This window comes from Streptomyces sp. NPDC050806, assembly GCF_055586425.1.
Window position 1 is genome coordinate 61,666 of record NZ_JBVJIF010000001.1, and the last position, 16,386, is coordinate 78,051.

At 72.7% G+C, this 16,386-nt stretch carries 14 protein-coding genes; 8 read left to right on the top strand and 6 right to left on the bottom strand.

Annotated features, from left to right (window positions below):
• Nucleotides 1-15: 15 nt before the first annotated feature.
• Nucleotides 16-393, top strand: a complete 378-nt coding sequence (locus tag ACZ6WH_RS00285; RefSeq protein ID WP_052863329.1) for an ArsR/SmtB family transcription factor — start codon at nucleotides 16-18, stop codon at nucleotides 391-393.
• 33 nt (nucleotides 394-426) lie between these two features.
• On the opposite strand, the gene ACZ6WH_RS00290 is transcribed toward ACZ6WH_RS00285, so the two are convergent.
• Complete coding sequence (locus tag ACZ6WH_RS00290; protein WP_469724838.1) at nucleotides 427-1,788, bottom strand: NAD(P)/FAD-dependent oxidoreductase; 1,362 nt, start codon at nucleotides 1,786-1,788, stop codon at nucleotides 427-429.
• An 804-nt stretch (nucleotides 1,789-2,592) separates the two neighbouring features.
• Between ACZ6WH_RS00290 and ACZ6WH_RS00295 the strand changes: the two genes are divergently transcribed.
• Entirely contained in the window at nucleotides 2,593-2,937 is a 345-nt protein-coding gene (locus ACZ6WH_RS00295; RefSeq protein WP_432850877.1) for an STAS domain-containing protein, read from the top strand.
• A gap of 64 nt (nucleotides 2,938-3,001) precedes the next feature.
• Here the strand turns inward: ACZ6WH_RS00295 and ACZ6WH_RS00300 are convergent, their stop codons facing one another.
• Nucleotides 3,002-3,865: a serine/threonine protein kinase gene (locus ACZ6WH_RS00300; RefSeq protein ID WP_469724840.1), complete on the bottom strand. Its 864-nt coding sequence runs from the start codon at nucleotides 3,863-3,865 to the stop codon at nucleotides 3,002-3,004.
• Nucleotides 3,866-3,941: 76 nt separating this feature from the next.
• A complete protein-coding gene (locus tag ACZ6WH_RS00305) occupies nucleotides 3,942-4,991 on the bottom strand; it encodes a Gfo/Idh/MocA family protein (RefSeq protein WP_469724842.1) in 1,050 nt (349 codons plus the stop codon).
• A 212-nt stretch (nucleotides 4,992-5,203) separates the two neighbouring features.
• Here ACZ6WH_RS00305 and ACZ6WH_RS00310 point away from each other — a divergent pair, with 212 nt between their 5' ends.
• The gene (locus ACZ6WH_RS00310; RefSeq protein WP_469724843.1) at nucleotides 5,204-7,330 is read left to right on the top strand and encodes a SpoIIE family protein phosphatase; all 2,127 of its coding nucleotides are present in this window, start codon (nucleotides 5,204-5,206) and stop codon (nucleotides 7,328-7,330) included.
• Nucleotides 7,331-7,361: 31 nt separating this feature from the next.
• Here ACZ6WH_RS00310 and ACZ6WH_RS00315 read toward each other — a convergent pair whose 3' ends face one another.
• The 3 genes from ACZ6WH_RS00315 to ACZ6WH_RS00325 all read right to left on the bottom strand — a co-directional run bounded on the left by ACZ6WH_RS00315 (nucleotide 7,362) and on the right by ACZ6WH_RS00325 (nucleotide 9,947).
• Entirely contained in the window at nucleotides 7,362-8,378 is a 1,017-nt protein-coding gene (locus tag ACZ6WH_RS00315; RefSeq protein ID WP_469724844.1) for a LacI family DNA-binding transcriptional regulator, read from the bottom strand.
• Between the two features lie 91 nt (nucleotides 8,379-8,469).
• Complete coding sequence (locus ACZ6WH_RS00320) at nucleotides 8,470-9,063, bottom strand: flavin reductase family protein (protein ID WP_469724846.1); 594 nt, start codon at nucleotides 9,061-9,063, stop codon at nucleotides 8,470-8,472.
• A gap of 224 nt (nucleotides 9,064-9,287) precedes the next feature.
• Nucleotides 9,288-9,947 carry a GntR family transcriptional regulator gene (locus ACZ6WH_RS00325; RefSeq protein WP_469724848.1) on the bottom strand — a complete coding sequence of 220 codons (660 nt, stop codon included), beginning with the start codon at nucleotides 9,945-9,947 and terminating at the stop codon, nucleotides 9,288-9,290.
• Nucleotides 9,948-10,042: 95 nt separating this feature from the next.
• Between ACZ6WH_RS00325 and glyA the strand changes: the two genes are divergently transcribed.
• The 5 genes from glyA to ACZ6WH_RS00350 are packed head-to-tail and all read left to right on the top strand — an operon-like array spanning nucleotide 10,043 to nucleotide 16,381.
• On the top strand, nucleotides 10,043-11,341 hold the full coding sequence (gene glyA / locus ACZ6WH_RS00330; RefSeq protein WP_469724849.1) for a serine hydroxymethyltransferase: 1,299 nt from the start codon (nucleotides 10,043-10,045) through the stop codon (nucleotides 11,339-11,341).
• Nucleotides 11,338-12,558 carry a sarcosine oxidase subunit beta family protein gene (locus tag ACZ6WH_RS00335; RefSeq protein ID WP_469724850.1) on the top strand — a complete coding sequence of 407 codons (1,221 nt, stop codon included), beginning with the start codon at nucleotides 11,338-11,340 and terminating at the stop codon, nucleotides 12,556-12,558. Before glyA ends, ACZ6WH_RS00335 begins: the two co-directional genes overlap by 4 nt.
• A gap of 13 nt (nucleotides 12,559-12,571) precedes the next feature.
• Nucleotides 12,572-12,868: a sarcosine oxidase subunit delta gene (locus tag ACZ6WH_RS00340; protein ID WP_469724851.1), complete on the top strand. Its 297-nt coding sequence runs from the start codon at nucleotides 12,572-12,574 to the stop codon at nucleotides 12,866-12,868.
• Nucleotides 12,865-15,759 carry a sarcosine oxidase subunit alpha family protein gene (locus ACZ6WH_RS00345; protein WP_469724853.1) on the top strand — a complete coding sequence of 965 codons (2,895 nt, stop codon included), beginning with the start codon at nucleotides 12,865-12,867 and terminating at the stop codon, nucleotides 15,757-15,759. The genes ACZ6WH_RS00340 and ACZ6WH_RS00345 overlap by 4 nt, the downstream gene beginning before the upstream one ends.
• Nucleotides 15,752-16,381: a sarcosine oxidase subunit gamma gene (locus tag ACZ6WH_RS00350; RefSeq protein ID WP_432850859.1), complete on the top strand. Its 630-nt coding sequence runs from the start codon at nucleotides 15,752-15,754 to the stop codon at nucleotides 16,379-16,381. Before ACZ6WH_RS00345 ends, ACZ6WH_RS00350 begins: the two co-directional genes overlap by 8 nt.
• Nucleotides 16,382-16,386: the final 5 nt, after the last annotated feature.

Here is a 16,386-nt window from a genome sequence, read left to right on the forward strand (position 1 = left end):
CGTTACGATGGGCGCATGGGACATGGAGTCGACGCCCGGGTCACGCCGGCCGAGCACTTGGACGCGGAGTCCGCCGCGACCATCGCCGCCACGCTTCAGGCGCTGGCCACGCCGTCACGCCTGATGATCCTCACCCGGCTCCGGCAGGGCGCCTGCCCGGTGGGGGAGCTGGCCGAAGCGGTGGGCATGGAGCAGTCGGCCGTCTCCCACCAGCTGCGGCTGCTGCGCGCGCTGGGCCTGGTCACCGGCGCCCGCCGGGGCCGCCGCATCGTCTACAGCCTGTACGACAACCATGTCGCGCAGCTCCTGGACGAGGCCGTCTACCACATCGAGCACCTCCGCCTGGGCGCCCGTGACCTGCCGTCGGACGACGAAGCGGCCGAGCGGGACTGAGCCCCGCCCGGCCGCTGCCGAGGTGTCCGGCCGTCAGCTCTTCCTGCGGCTGCCGCCGTTCTGTGCCTTGACGTCGTCCGGCGAGATGTAGACGTCCGTGCGTTCGAAGTCGCGCAGCGTCGCGTCCCGGCCGGACTGGAACCCGGTCCGTACGAAGTCATCGCCCGCCGTGGCGTTGAGCAGCCAGTTCGCGACGGTACGGAACCGCGCGGTACCGGTCCGCAGGGCCATAAGGTGGTAGCCGCGTGCCACCACCTGCGCGGGCAGGCCGACCAGTTCCTTGCCCAGCGGCCGGGACACCGCGTCGGCGCCGCCCAGGTCGACCACCAGCCCCAGGTCCTTGTGCCGGTACGGCGTGCAGAGCTGCCCGTGCAGCGAGGCGATGATGTTCTTCGCGGCGTGCTTGCCCTGCCGCTGCGCGTGCTGCGCCGTGGGCGGGCAGACCGCGCCGCCCTCCTTGGTGATGTCCGGTACGGCGGCCGCGTCACCGCAGGCCCACACGCCGGGCATACGCGGCACGGACAGGTCGGCGTGCACCGCCAGCCGGCCCTTCACCGTCTCCGCGCCGAGCGTGCCGATCAGCGGGCTCGCGGCCACCCCGGCGGTCCAGATCAGGGTGTGGCAGGGCAGCACCCGGCCGTCCGTGAGCGTCACGGTGTCGGCGGTGACCGACTCCACGGACACCCCGAGCGACACCTCCATGCCCCGCTTCTGCACCAGCTCCATCGCCTTGGTGCCGAGCCGTTCGCCCAGCTCCGGCATGAGCCGCGGCGCGATGTCGATCAGATGCCACTTGATCTCGTCCGGTTCGATACGGCCCGCGTACCGCTCGGCCGCCGCGCTGGTCAGCCGTTGCAGGTACGCCGCCGTCTCGGTGCCCGCGTAACCGCCGCCGACCACCACGAACTGCAGCCGGGCCGCCTTCTCCGCGGGGTCGGCGCAGCACGCGGCGATGTCGAGCTGCGCGATGACGTGGTCGCGGATGTACGCGGCCTCGGCGAGCGTCTTCATGCCGAGCGCGTGCTCGGTCAGACCCGGGATGTCGAAGGTCCGGGTGACGGAGCCGGGGGTGAGGACGAGGTGGTCGTACGACAGATTGACGGTCTCGCCGGTGATCTGGCGGACCGTGCACACCTTGTTGGCGGTGTCCACGCCGATCACGCCGCCCGGGACGAGCCGGGTCCGGCGCAGGATGCGGCGCAGCGACGGGGCGATCGACTGGGGGGTGACCACGCCGGCCGCGAGGTGCGGCAGGAGTGGCAGATACAGCTGGTAGTTGGTGGGGGAGACCAGCGTCAGCTCGGCCTCACGGGCCTCCAGGCCGTGCTCCAGGGCGCGGGCGCATTCCACGCCGGCGAAACCCCCGCCCACGATCAGCACTCTGGGTCGTTCCATCACGGTCCTCGCAATATCGGCAGCAGGGGCCCGGTGGCGACGCCACCCCTGGACACGCTGGCACGCACCCCTCCGGCCCGCCATCGGACCGGGGCCGGTCGTGCGACCGGGTGAGCACCGGCGTTCCAGGTGCGCCGGGTGCCCCGCGAGGACAGTGGTAATCACCCGAGTGATGACGATTCGCGACACGTGGGTACGGGGGACAAACTCACGTCCGTACGGGTGACGGGCCGTGGGCACCGGACCGCCGCTCGCGTACGCGCGTTGATAAGCGCCGGCGCATCAATGTGCGTCGAAGACCTATCAGGACCTTCTTCTCACGGGCCCGTCGCAGGCGGCAGGCTGGTGCCCAGCGGCGCCGGGGTGCGCCGGACGGGGGAAGGCGGGGGCGTCGGCACATGTCCGTGTGGGCCGGCGCTCCCCGCCCGCCCGGACATTCCACGGCACGCGGGGCTTCCCTCTGTGCATACGCGGAGAGGAGCAAGCGCGGGGGGTGGCGAGGAGTGGCGTAAGGGGGCCAACAACTTTCCGGTACAACCAAGTTGTTGACTCAGGCCAGTAGAGCCGGGTACACCGTATTCACACGTAACGGACCGGCCGATGACCCGGACCCTGCCGACGGCCGGCACGGCGCGGATCCCCGAACGTCGACGGTGGTCGTTGCTGACCTTTCTCCGCGGGTGTCCCCCACCTCCGCAAGCCTCCATCGCCGGTGTACGGCGCGATCACGCGTCTCGGCCGAACAGTGAAGTGGGGACGGGGATGGCCGAAGAGAGGCGGTCCTTCGGGGGCCGTGAAAGGGCCGTGGGAGCCACCACGGTCATCGAACTCTGTGGGGAACTGGACATTCTGGCGAAGGTCAATCTCGCCGACCGGATGGATGTGCTGACCAGCGCGGGCAGGCCCGACCTGGTCGTGGACCTGCGGCAGGTCACGTTCGTGGACTGCAGCGGACTGTCGCTGCTGTGCCGGGCGCGGCTGCGGATCCTGGCGCGCGAGGGACGGCTGCGGCTCATCTCGGACGGCGACAGTGCCTGTGTCGTCCGTGTGCTGCGCCTGACCGGCCTGCTCGAATCCTTCGAGGTCCATCCCGATCTGCTCTCCGCGCTCGACCCGCTGGGTACGACGTCCGACGACGCCATAGCCTGACCGGGCGCCGCCGCGGTGCGCGCATCCCTCCTCGATGCATTAATGCACCGTGCTGCTCGGTAGATTAATGCATCAACTCGCCGCGGCCAAGGGGTGAGTGGGAGCTGCCCACCGGTTCCCGGCACGCCGCCCGCCACTCCTCGACGAACTGCCGCACACCGGAGTGCCGGTGCGGCGGGTCGGCGCAGGTCGCCCGGGTTATCACGGCACGCTGCCGGGGCGTGCCGCGCCAGGCGCGCTCCTCGTCGCCCGCGTCCAGCAGCAGCCGCGCCGTCCGACCGAGGGTGAACACCGTCGTCCGGATGTCGATGACCGCGCCGCGCACCCACTCCTCCGGCGCCATGAACCGCCGCGACCCCGGCAGCCGGTCCGCCTGCACGGCGAACGGGCCGCGGCGGTACTCGTCCAGGTCCACGAGGTGCGGGGTGTGCGTGGCGAAGTCGTACAGCACCGCGCCGTCGTAGAAGTCCACCGCGACGTATCCGGCCTGCTCCACCGCGAGGTGCGCGTCCAGGATCAGGTCCAGCGCCGCCAGCACCCGCGCCACGGGGAGCGCGCGGAAGCGCGCCAGCGCACCGCCCGGCCGCTGCCCGGGACCGGCGGCCGGCGCCCGGTGGTACAGCGATGCGCCGTCCCGCCAGGGCAGTACCACCGCCGACCGCTCGCCCACCCGCAGCCGGTGCACCTGCGGGACGATCACGGGGTGCCGCACCGCCCGGTGGAACGCCCAGCCGCGGTCCAGCGACCGCTGCGCCGCGTCCGTCACGGCCTCCTTCACGCACCAGCGTTCACCGTCCGGCAGCCGTACGCCGTAGGTACGGCACCCCGAGTCGTGGACCGGCCCGGCGGCGAACACCTCGCCCACCCGGGCGAGCAACGGTTCCAGTGCGGGCACCTCGTGCGTTCCGAGCAGCGGATGGTCGGTCATGCCGAGCATCCTGCCAGCGCTTTCGGCACGGCCGGAGTGCTCGCGGGCCGGGCCGGTGATTTCCGGCCGGTACGCGTCACCGCGGCCCGACGGTCTCCGTGGCGCCGGACTCCGCGGCACGCTGCGCCGTCTCGATCAGGGCGAGGGTGCGCGCCGCGTCCGCGACCGAAACGGCCGGTTCCGCCTCGCCGCGCGCCACCGCGAGGAAGTGCCGCAGCTGGTTCGTGTACGAATCCCCGGTGCCCTTCGGTACGAACCGCGTGCTCAGCGGCCGGGTCCAGTCCGACGTGCCCTCGTGGTGGTAGTGCGCCAGCTGCGGGAAGGACAGCGAGCCGGTGGTCCCGGCGATCGAGTAGCAGGAGCCGTCGGGCCGGTACGGGAACGACGGGTCGTCCTCGGTGGCCTGGTCCCAGCCCCACGGCGCCACCACGGTGTCGGAGATCAGGAACGACCCCAGCGCACCGGACTCGAAACCCACGACGACGCTCGCCGTCTCCTCCACCTCGTGGCCCCGCACCGCGTTGCTGGTACGCGCCTGCACGGTGGTGATCTCCCCGCAGATGTGCCGCAGCAGGTCCAGGTCGTGCACCAGGTTGATCAGCATCACCCCCGCGCCCTTGCTGCGCCGCCACTCCTGGTCGAAGTACGCGTCGTCCTTCTTCGTCAGCCAGAGCCCGTTGACGGCCACCAGCCGCCCGAGGCCGCCCCCGCGGACGAAGTCGCGGGCCGCGGCCACGGCGGGGTGGTGCCGGCGGTGGTGGCCGACGAGCACCGGAACGCCGTGCTCCCGCTCCGCGGCGAGCAGCACGTCGGCCTCGGCGCGCGAGGTGGCCACCGGCTTCTCCAGCAGGGCCGGGACGCCGGCCGCCAGACAGTCCACCGCAGTGGTCACGTGCGCCCGGTTGGGGCTGGCGATGATCACCGCGTCCATGTCGCCCCGGGCCAGCAGCTCCTGATGCGATCGCACATGGGGTACGCCGCACCGCTCGGCCAGCGCGGAGCTGTACGGGTCGGCGACGGCCACCAGCCGGGCGTCCTGCTCCCGGTCGAGGAAACCGGCGTGCTGGGCGCCCATCCGCCCGGCGCCGATGATCCCGATGCGCAGCGGACCGTTACGTGGAGACATCGCCGGCTTCCTCACTCTGGATGACAGTGCTGTATGGCAGCTGCGCTGCATGACTGCGCAGTCATGCAGCGTGCGAAGAAGCTAAGGAGGGGGTGATGTCAGCGTCAAGCCCCCGTGGACGGGCGAACTGCCACGCCCGCCGACGCGTACTTTTCAGCGGTAACCCGCTCTATTGAGTGGATAATGGCGCATAGCCGACGTGGAAGGGCGCGATGGTGACTGAACAGCCGCACGGGACCGGGCACCGCACATCCCCCGTCATCCCGGCGCTGGACGTGTTCGACCCGGCGCCGGTCGCCGTGGCCGTCTTCCGCGGCCCCGACCACGTCCTCGCGTACACCAACGCCGTCTACCGGAAGCTCTTCGGCGACCGGCCGCTCGGCGTGCCCGCCCGCGAGGTCATGGCCGATCTCGAACGGCAGGAGGCCTTCACCCTTCTGGACGAGGTGTACCGCACGGGTCAGCCGGCGCAGATCGGCCCCGACCGGCCGGTGCGCATCGAGGACGCGCAGGGCGAAGTACGCGACCGCTGGTTCAGCCTCAGCCTCTCCCGGGCCGCGCCCGAGGGGCGGGCCGGCACCCCGGACGAGGTCGGGGTGCTGCTGGTGGCCATGGAGGTCACCGGCGAGGTGACCGCCAAGGAACGGGCCCGCATGCTGTCGGAGAAGCGGCTGCGCGTCCTCCACCGGTACCAGAGCCTGGTCACGGCCGGTGCCCAGAAGGTGTGGGTCACCGACCGGGACGGCGGGCTCGTGGAGGGCAGCCCCGGCTGGGAGCGGGTCACGGGCATGCCCTGGGACCGGCTCTGCGGGCGTGGCTGGCTGGACGCCGCGCACCCCGAGGACCGGCGGGCGCTCGCCGGGGCGTGGGACCGCGCGGTCCAGGAGGTGCCGCAGCTGTTCCAGCACCGGTTCCGGCTGCGGCACCGGGACGGCTGCTACCGCCACTGCGAGCTGCGCGCGGTCCCCATCCGGGAGAACGGCCGGGTCGTGGAGTGGGTCGGCGCCTGCGCCGACATCGAGGACCAGTGGGTCGCGGACCGCCGCAAGGAGCTGCTGGCGCGGGCCTCCGCCGCGGTGACCGAGTCGGCCCACGCCGACCGCGCCTTCGCGGCGGTCGGCCGGGTGATCGTTCCGGAGCTGGCCGACGCCTGCGGTGTGTACCTCTTCCCCGAGAGCGAGCCGGGCGCCGAACGGGAGGCGGGCATCATCCACCGGATCTCGTCCACCATCCGGCACGGGCTGCCCGCGGCCGTGGCCCCGCTGCGCCCTGAACGGGTGGCGCCCGGCTCGGCCTTCGACCAGGTGATCCACGAACGCCGCCCGATCCACCGCAGGATCCGTCCCGGCCCCGTGCCGCCCGAGAAGGTGCCGCCGGGCGTCGCGCCGTGGGCGGAGCTGGCGGAGGTGCACGACGTGGTGATGTTCCCCGTCACCATCGCCGGCAGCGTGCATGCGGTGGTCGCCGTCTACGCGTGCCGCGAGCGGGAGTCGTTCGGCCGCGGCGAGCTGGGCCTCGTCCGGGCCGTCCTGGACCAGTCGCTGCCGGTGTTCAGCAACACCCTGGAGCTACGGCACACCCAGCGCATCGCCCTCGCGCTGCAGCGGAGCCTGCTCACCGATCCGCCGCTGGTCGACGGCCTGGAGATCGTCGCCCGCTATCTGCCCAGTTCGATGGCGGACGAGGTGGGCGGCGACTGGTACGACTCCTTTGTACTGCCCGACGGGGCCACCACCCTGATCATCGGCGATGTCGCCGGGCACGACCTGACCGCCGCCGTCGCCATGAGCAAGATGCGGAACATGCTGCGCAGCCTGGTCGTCGACCGGCAGGAGCCGCCCGGCGACATCCTGCGCCGGCTGGACGTGAGCACCCAGATCCTCGGTACCGAGGAGGGCACGGCGACCTGTGTGTACGCCCGCATCGAGGGCTCCGCGGGCGGGCCCTGGCAGCTGCACTTCAGCGTCGCGGGGCATCTGCCGCCGCTGCTGGTCACGGCCGAGGGCGAGGCCCGGTTCCTGGACGCCGCCCAGGACATCATGCTCGGCGGGCTCGCTCCCGACCAGGAACGGGCGAGCAGCATCGAGCCGCTGCCGCCGCGCGGCATCGTCCTGCTCTACACCGACGGCCTGGTCGAGCGGCCCGACGAGGACATCGACGTGGGACTGGAACGGCTGCGCCGGCAGGCGGCCGGGCTCGCCACCGAGCCGCTGGACGATTTCTGCCGGGCCCTGGTCGCGGGGCCGTCGGCGGACAGCAGCGACGACATCGCGGTGATCGCTGCCCGGATCCCGGGGCACGAGGGGCAGGAACCCGAGGGCTCGGCGACGATCGGCTGAACCGGGCCGCGGCCCGGCCCGGCGCGGACGGTCAGTGCGGCGCGGGACCCGACGTGTCGCGTTCGATCAGCTCCACGTCGAAGACCTGCCGCCGCGGGATGTGGGCCGCCGGCTGCTCGATGCGGTGCAGCAGCGTCGTCGCCGCGGCCCTGGCCATCTCCGCCAGCGGCTGGCGCACCGTGGTCAGCCCGATCATCGACCAGCCGGACATCGCGATGTCGTCGAAGCCGATCACCGACAGGTCCGCCGGGACCCGCAGGCCCCGGCGCCGCGCGGCGTCCAGCACGCCGTACGCCACGATGTCGCTGCCGCACAGCACGGCCGTCGGCGCCGGGTCCAGCGCCAGCAGTTCCTCCGCGAGCGCGAACCCGGTCTCGTGCGCATGGCTGCCCCAGCGCGCGTACTTCGGGTCCAGCGGGCACCCCAGCTCCGCCAGCGCCGATGCGAAGTGCTGCCGCCGGTACCGGCCGCTGGAGGTGTCCGGCGGGCCGGTGAGCACGCCGATCCGCCGGTGGCCCAGGCCCACCGCGTACCGCGCCGCGAGGCCGCAGCCCGCCCGCTCGTCGCTCAGTACCCGGTCCACCTCGCCCCGCTCGGTGTCCCGGTGCAGCAGCACCAGGGGCATGCCCGACGCCAGGAACTGGGCCACCGCCGGCGATTCGACGGTCGCGGCGGCGAACACCACGCCGTCCACCGCCCGGCCGCGCAGCGCATCCAGGTCGCGCGGCGCGCCGTCCTCGTCCGCGCCCGGGTCGCCCCGGGTGAGCAGCATCGTGCGGTAGCCCGCCGCGCTGAACTCGCCGTGCAGTGTGGTGATCTCCTGGGGATACAGGGGGTTCACCACGTCCGGGGTGATCACGGCGACGGTGTACGCGCGGTTCGTGGTCAGGGTCCGGGCCGCGAGGTTGGGGGCGTACCCGAGGCGCCTGGCGATCTCCAGGACGTGGTCGCGGGTGCGTTCGGCGACGAGGGTGTCGCCCCGGAAGACCCGGGACACCGTGGTCTGCGACACCCCGGCGGCGCGTGCCACGTCGTACCCGTTCGGCACCGGTCCTCCCCTGTCTCTCGGCCTGGCCCGCTCACCCTATAGCCGGCCGTCGGGCCCCCTTCTTCCTACGGGCTTCAGCACGCGGGCCTCTTCACGCGGGCCGGGACCGGGGCCAACTCGGCGGCGGCGGAGCGGTCGTGGTTCTGACGAACTGGCCGCGGAGGTAGAGCAGCGGGCGGGCCTCGCGGCCCGGTTCCAGGGCGAGGACCCGGCCGATCACCACGTCGTGGTCCCCGGCGCCGTACACATCGGCGATCTCGGCGTGCACGCGCAGCAGCACCCCGGGCAGCGACGGGGTGCCCCACCGCGACAGGTCCCAGCCCAGCCCCTCGTACTTCCGTCCTGTTCGCGACCCGAAGCGCGTGCTCAGCTCCCCCTGGTCCTCGGCCAGCACATTGACCGTGAACCTGCCGGCAGCCCTGATCCGCGGCCAGCTGCGGCCCTCGTGGCCGGCGCAGAAGAGGACCAGCGGGGGAGCGAGGGAGACCGAGGCGAAGGTCTGGCAGGTGAAGCCGACCGGTTCGCTGCCGTCCAGGCCGGTCACCACGGTCACCCCGGTCGCGAAGGTGCCCAGGGCACGCATCTGCCGGGGCGTCGGGGGAGCGGCGACGGGCGGCGGCTCCGCCTGCGGCAGGGCCGTCGTGACGGGCGGGGTCGCCTCGGCGGGCTGGGCTGTCGTCGTCATCAGGGTCACCTCGACTGGTCCGGCGCGGGGCATGGCCGCCGCGCTGTGGCTCGACGGTGGACCGTCGCCGCCGGGCCCCGTCGCGCCGCAGGCCAATGCCGCGCGGTGCTGTCGAGTTCCCCCGGTCCCCTTCGGTATACGGTCCCAAAACCGCCCCGCCCCAGGGAAACCAAGGTCAGAACATCACGGACCGGAGTGGGGTGGTGCGCCCGTGCCGGAGGGGGTCAGAGGGCCTCGCGGATCGCGCGCTCGAAGCCCTGTACGTGGGCGTGGGCCAGCTCGGCGGCCTTGTCGGGGTCGCCGGCGGCGATGGTGCGCAGCAGCGGGCCGTGCTCGCCGATGTGGCCCGCCATGCCGGGCAGCCGGTCGACGAAGAGGCACCAGACGCGGGTGGCGAGGTTGTCGTACCGCACGAGGGTGTCCTCCAGGTACGGGTTGTGCGTGGCGGCGTAGATCGCGCGGTGCACCGCGAGGTCCAGGCGCATCAGGTCGTCCGGGCTGCGGCCCTGCTCGCCCGCGCTCTCCAGTTCGTGCAGCAGGGCGGTCAGCCGGGACCGGTCCTCGGCGGTGGCGCGCCGGGCGGCCTGGGCCGCGGCCATCGGCTCCAGCTGCCGGCGGACCTCGGAGAGGTGGGCGAGGTCGGTGATGTTGACCTCGGTGGCGAAGGTGCCGCGGCGGGGGAACGTCGCGATCAGCCGCTCGTACTGCAGGCGCTTGAGCGCTTCGCGTACGGGGGTCCGGCCGAACCCGAGGGACTGGGAGAGCTGTTCCTCGTTGATCGGGGCGCCGGGTCTGATGTCCAGCATGACCAGCCGGTCCCGGATCGCGCGGTAGGCCCGCTCGGCGAGCGACAGCTCCTCCGCAGGGGACTCGGGACCATTCATCGGCGCACCTCTTGACCTGTTCTCCGGGCTCACATACGTTACCGCACAGCCTGATATATCAGTTGGGCTTCAAGCGGATTCTAGGAGCGCCGCAGATGGCAGCGAAATCTTCGAACGCCCTCAACTCCCCGCTCGGCGCGCTCGACCCCGAGGTCGCGGCCGCTGTCGATGCCGAACTCCACCGCCAGCAGTCCACCCTCGAAATGATCGCGTCGGAGAACTTCGCGCCCGCCGCCGTCATGGAGGCCCAGGGCTCGGTCCTCACCAACAAGTACGCCGAGGGCTATCCCGGCCGCCGCTACTACGGCGGCTGCGAGCACGTCGACGTCGTCGAGCAACTGGCCGTCGACCGGGTCAAGGAGCTGTTCGGCGCCGAGGCCGCCAACGTGCAGCCGCACTCCGGCGCGCAGGCCAACGCCGCGGCGATGTTCGCCCTGCTCAAGCCGGGCGACACCATTCTCGGGCTGGACCTCGCGCACGGTGGCCACCTCACCCACGGCATGCGCATCAATTTCTCCGGCAAGCTCTACAACGTCGTCCCGTACCACGTCAGCAAGGACGACCTGCGCATCGACATGGACGAGGTCGCGCGGCTCGCCCGCGAGCACCGGCCGAAGCTGATCGTCGCGGGCTGGTCCGCGTACCCGCGACAGCTGGACTTCGCCGCCTTCCGCCGGATCGCGGACGAGGTCGGCGCGTACCTCATGGTCGACATGGCGCACTTCGCCGGGCTGGTCGCCGCCGGGCTGCACCCCAGCCCCGTCCCGTACGCCGATGTCGTCACCACGACCACCCACAAGACGCTCGGCGGCCCGCGCGGCGGTGTGATCCTGTCCAGGGCGGAGCTCGCCAAGAAGATCAACTCGGCGGTCTTCCCCGGTCAGCAGGGTGGCCCGCTGGAGCATGTGATCGCCGCCAAGGCCGTCGCGTTCAAGGTCGCCGCCTCCGAGGAGTTCAAGGAGCGGCAGCGCCGCACGCTGGAAGGCGCCCGCATCCTGGCCGGGCGGCTGCTCTCCGACGACGTCGCCGAGACCGGCATCTCCGTCCTCACCGGCGGCACCGAGGTCCACCTCGTCCTCGTCGACCTGCGCAACTCCACCCTCGACGGGCAGCAGGGCGAGGACCGGCTGCACCGCATCGGCATCACGGTCAACCGCAACGCCGTCCCCTTCGACCCCCGCCCGCCGATGGTCTCCTCCGGCCTGCGCATCGGCACCCCGGCGCTGGCGACCCGCGGCTTCGGCACCGAGGAGTTCCGCGAGGTCGCCGACATCATCGCGCAGACGCTGATGGACGAGCCCGACGAGGCGCGCGCCGCCGCGCTGCGCGGCCGCGTCGCGGCGCTCGCGGACAAGTTCCCCCTGTACCCGGGCCCGAACGGAGCCACCGCATGAGCACGAAGCCGTTGCCCGAGCACCCCGATCACCTCTGGCGCAACCCCGAGCCCCGGTCCTCCTACGACGTGGTGATCGTCGGTGGCGGCGGACACGGCCTCGCCACGGCCTACTACCTCGCCACCGTCCACGGCATCACGAACGTCGCGGTGCTGGAGAAGGGCTGGCTCGCGGGCGGCAACATGGCCCGCAACACCACCATCATCCGCTCCAACTACCTCTGGGACGAGAGCGCGGCGATATACGAGCACGCGCTGAAGCTGTGGGAGGGCCTGCCGGCCGAGCTGGACTACGACTTCCTCTTCAGCCAGCGCGGCGTCCTCAACCTCGCGCACACCCTCCAGGACGTGCGCGAGGGCGTCCGCCGGGTCGGCGCCAACAAGCTCAACGGCGTGGACGCGGAGTGGCTGGGCCCCGACGAGGTCGCCGAGGTCTGCCCGATCCTCAACGTCTCCAGCGACACCCGGTACCCCGTACTCGGCGGCACCTACCAGCCGCGGGCCGGCATCGCCAAGCACGACCACGTGGCGTGGGCGCTGGCCCGCCGCGCCGACGAACTCGGCGTCGACATCATCCAGCACTGCGAGGTCACCGGCTTCGTCAAGGACGGCGACCGGGTCGTCGGCGTCGAGACCAACCGCGGCCGCATCAACGCCGGCCGGGTCGGGCTCGCGGCCGCGGGCCACAGCAGTGTCCTGGCCGAGATGGCCGGCTTCCGCCTCCCCGTGCAGTCCCACCCGCTCCAGGCCCTCGTCTCCGAGCTGCACGAACCGGTCCACCCGACCGTCGTGATGTCCAACCACGTGCACGTCTACGTCTCCCAGGCGCACAAGGGCGAGCTGGTGATGGGCGCGGGCGTCGACTCCTACAACGGATACGGGCAGCGCGGCGCCTTCCACGTCATCGAGCAGCAGATGGCCGCGGCGGTCGAGCTCTTCCCGATCTTCGCCCGCGCCCATGTGCTGCGGACCTGGGGCGGCATCGTCGATGTCACCCCGGACGCCTCGCCGATCATCTCCACCACGCCGGTGGAGAACATGTACGTCAACTGCGGCTGGGGCACCGGCGGCTTCAAGGGCACGCCGGCCGCGGGCTGGACCTTCGCGCACACCATCGCGACAGGCTCGCCGCACCCCCTCAACGCCCCCTTCGCCCTGGACCGCTTCGTCACGGGCGCCCTGATCGACGAACACGGCGCCGCCGCCGTGGCCCACTGAGAGGACACACCCGGTGCTCCTGCTGAACTGCCCATGGTGCGGGCCCCGCGACGAGACCGAATTCCACTACGGGGGCCAGGCCCACCTCCCGTACCCCGATTCCCCGGCGGACCTCGACGACCCGCAGTGGGCCCAGTACGTCTTCTACCGCGACAACCCCAAGGGCCCCTTCGCCGAACGCTGGTCGCACGCCACCGGCTGCCGCCGCTGGTTCAACGCGGTCCGCGACACCGTCAGTTACCAGGTACTGGCCACCTACCGGCTCGACGAGCCGCGCCCCGACGTCCTGTCCGAGGGAGGGAACCGATGACCGAGCAGCACTGCCGCCTTCCCCACGGGGGCCGCGTCGACCGCGCCACCACGCTCCGCTTCACCGTCGACGGACGCGAACTGACCGGCCACCCGGGCGACACCGTCGCCTCCGCGCTGCTGGCGGCCGGCGCCGTCGAGGCGGCGCCCTCGATCTACCGCGGCCGGCCCCGGGGCATCACCGCCGCCGGTGTCGAGGAGCCCAACGCGCTCCTCCAGCTCGCCGGGCCCTGCTCCGAGGGCATGCTCCCGGCCACCACGGTCGAGCTGTACGACGGCCTTGCCGCCACCACGCTCTCCGGGCTGGGCCGGCTCGACCCGACGCCCGACACCGCCGTCTACGACAAGAAGTACGTCCACACCGACGTACTGGTCATCGGCGCCGGACCGGCCGGTCTCGCGGCCGCCGCCACCGCCTCGGCCACCGGCGCCAGGGTCCTCCTCATCGACGAACAGCCCGAGCCGGGCGGGGCGCTGCTCTCCGGCCGCCACGAGAGGGTCGACGGCCGGGACGCGCGCGACTGGGTGCGCGAGACCCGGGCCGCGCTGGACGCCGCGCCCGAGACGACCGTGCTCACCCGCACCAGCGCCTTCGGCTCCTACGACGACAACTACGTGCTCGCAGTACAGCGGCGCACCGACCACCTCGGTGCCGGGGCGCCCGAGGGCGTCTCGCGGCAGCGGCTGTGGCACATCCGGGCGGCGCGGATCGTGCTGGCCACCGGGGCCCACGAAAGGCCGCTGGTCTTCGCCGACAACGACCGCCCCGGCATCATGCTCGCCTCCGCCGTCCGGACGTACCTCAACCGGTACGCCGTGGCGCCCGGCACCCGGGTCGTCGTCACCACCACCAACGACAGCGCGTACGAGACGGCCGCCGACCTCTGCGCGTCCGGCGTCGAGGTCGCCGCCGTCGTCGACACCCGTACCGAACTGTCCGACCGGGCGGGCGAGTTCGCCACGGAGACCGGGGTGGAGGTGCTGACCGGCAGCGTGGTCACCGGCACCGCGGGCGATCCGCGGCTGACCGGCGTCACCGTGCGCGCCCTGGAGGAGGACGGGCGGGTGAGCGGCCCGGCCCGGTCCTTCGACTGCGACCTGCTCGCGGTCTCCGGCGGCTGGACGCCGGTTGTCCACCTGCACTCGCAGCGGCAGGGCAAGGTGCGCTGGGACGAGGACGTGGCCGGGTTCGTGCCCGTGGCGGCGGTGCCCGGGCAGCATCTCGCGGGCGCGGTGTGCGGCACGTACGGCCCGGCGGACTGTGCCGCGGCCGGGGCCCGGGCCGGCGCGCTGGCCGCCGCCGAAGCGGGGTTCGCGACCGTCGTCCCCGACGCGCCGGCGCCCGAACCGCCCGCGCCCGTACGGCCGGTCTGGCTGATCCCCGGCGAGGGCGACGACCCCGGCGCCTGGGACACCCACTTCGTCGACCTCCAGCGGGACGTCACCGTCGCCGACGTGCGGCGCTCCACCGGTGCCGGGATGCGTGGCGCCGAGCACGTCAAGCGGTACACCTCGCTGGGCACCGCCAACGACCAGGGCAAGACCTCCGGCGTCAACGCCATCGGCGTCATCGGCGAACTGCTGAAGGAGGCCGGCTCCCCGGCGTGCTCGCCGGGCGACATCGGCACCACCACCTACCGCGCGCCCTACACGCCGGTCGCGTTCGCTGCCCTGGCCGGGCGCGAGCGCGGGGAACTCTTCGACCCGGTGCGCCGGACCCCGGTCCACGACTGGCACGTCGAGCAGGGCGCGGAGTTCGAGGACGTCGGGCAGTGGAAGCGGCCGTGGTACTACCCGCGGCCCGGCGAGGACATGGACGCCGCGGTGGAGCGGGAGTGCCGCGCTGCCCGCGAGGGCATCGCCTTCATGGACGCCTCCACCCTCGGCAAGATCGAGATATGGGGCGCCGACGCCGGCGAGTTCCTCAACCGCATCTACACCAACGGCTTCAAGAAGCTGAAGACCGGCTTCGCGCGCTACGGCGTGATGTGCAAGCCGGACGGCATGATCTTCGACGACGGCGTGACCCTGCGGATCGCCGAGGACCGCTACTTCATGACCACCACCACCGGCAACGCCGCCACCGTCCTGGACTGGCTGGAGGAGTGGCTGCAGACCGAGTGGCCGGAGCTGGACGTGAAGTGCACCTCGGTCACCGAGCAGTGGACCACCGTCGCCGTCGTCGGGCCCAAGTCCCGTGAGGTCATCGCCCGGGTGGCGCCGGACCTGGACGTGTCCAACGACGCCTTCCCCTTCATGACCTTCCGCGAGACCACCCTCGCCTCGGGGGTTCCGGCGCGGGTCTGCCGGATCTCCTTCTCCGGCGAGCTGGCCTTCGAGATCAACGTCTCGTCCTGGTACGGCAGGGCGGTCTGGGGCGAGGTGCACGAGGCGGGCCGCCCGTACGGCATCACTCCCTACGGCACCGAGACCATGCACGTGCTGCGGGCCGAGAAGGGCTTCATCATCGTCGGCCAGGACACCGACGGCACGGTCACCCCGCAGGACGCCGGGATGTCCTGGGTGGTCTCCAAGCTGAAGGACTTCGTCGGCAAGCGCTCCTTCACCCGGCCCGACACGGCGCGCGCCGACCGCAAGCACCTGATCGGCCTGCTGCCCACCGACCGCACCACCCGCCTCCCCGAAGGCACCCAGCTCATCGACCAGGGCGTCCCGGTGACACCGGAGGCCGGGCCGGTCCCGATGCTCGGCCACGTCACCTCCGCCTACTACAGTCCCGCGCTCGGCCGCCCGTTCGGCCTGGCGCTGGTCAAGGCGGGCCGCGACCGGATCGGTGAGACGCTGCTCGCCGTCGTCGGCGACGACCTCGTACCCGTCGAGGTGACCGGACCCGTCCTCTACGACCCCGAAGGGACCAAGCGCGATGGCTGAGCCGACCCTCACCGACACCGCCGCCGGGCCCGCGGAGCTGCGCCGCAGCCCGCTCGCCCACCTCGCCGACCTGCTCCGGGACGCCACCGTCAGTGGGCCGCGCGGAGTCGCCGTCAGCGAGTGGCCGTACGCCGTCATGGTGAGCCTGCGCGTCGACCCCGACTCGTTCGCCGCCGCCCGGGTGGAGAAGTGCCTCGGCGCTGCGCTGCCCGCGCGCTGCGGGGAGACGGCGCCGGCCGGGCCGCGCACCACGCTGTGGCTCGGGCCCGACGAGTGGCTGGTCGTCGCGCCGCCCGGCGCGGACCCGCTGACCGCCGAACTCCAGGAGGCGCTGGCGGGCGAGCCCGGCTCGGCCGTCGACGTCTCCGGCAACCGCACCGTCCTCGAACTGCGCGGCCCGGCGGCCCGCGACGTGCTGGACAAGGGCTGTCCGCTCGACCTCCACCCGCGGGTCTTCGCCCCGGGCCGGGCGGTGAGCACCCAGCTCGGACCCGTCCCCGTCCTCCTCTGGCGGACGGCCGAGGACACCTACCGGCTGCTCCCGCGCTCCTCGTTCGCCGACCACCTGGCGCGCTGGCTGGTCGACGCGATGTCCGAGTACGCGCGGCCCGAGGTGCCCTGACGGGG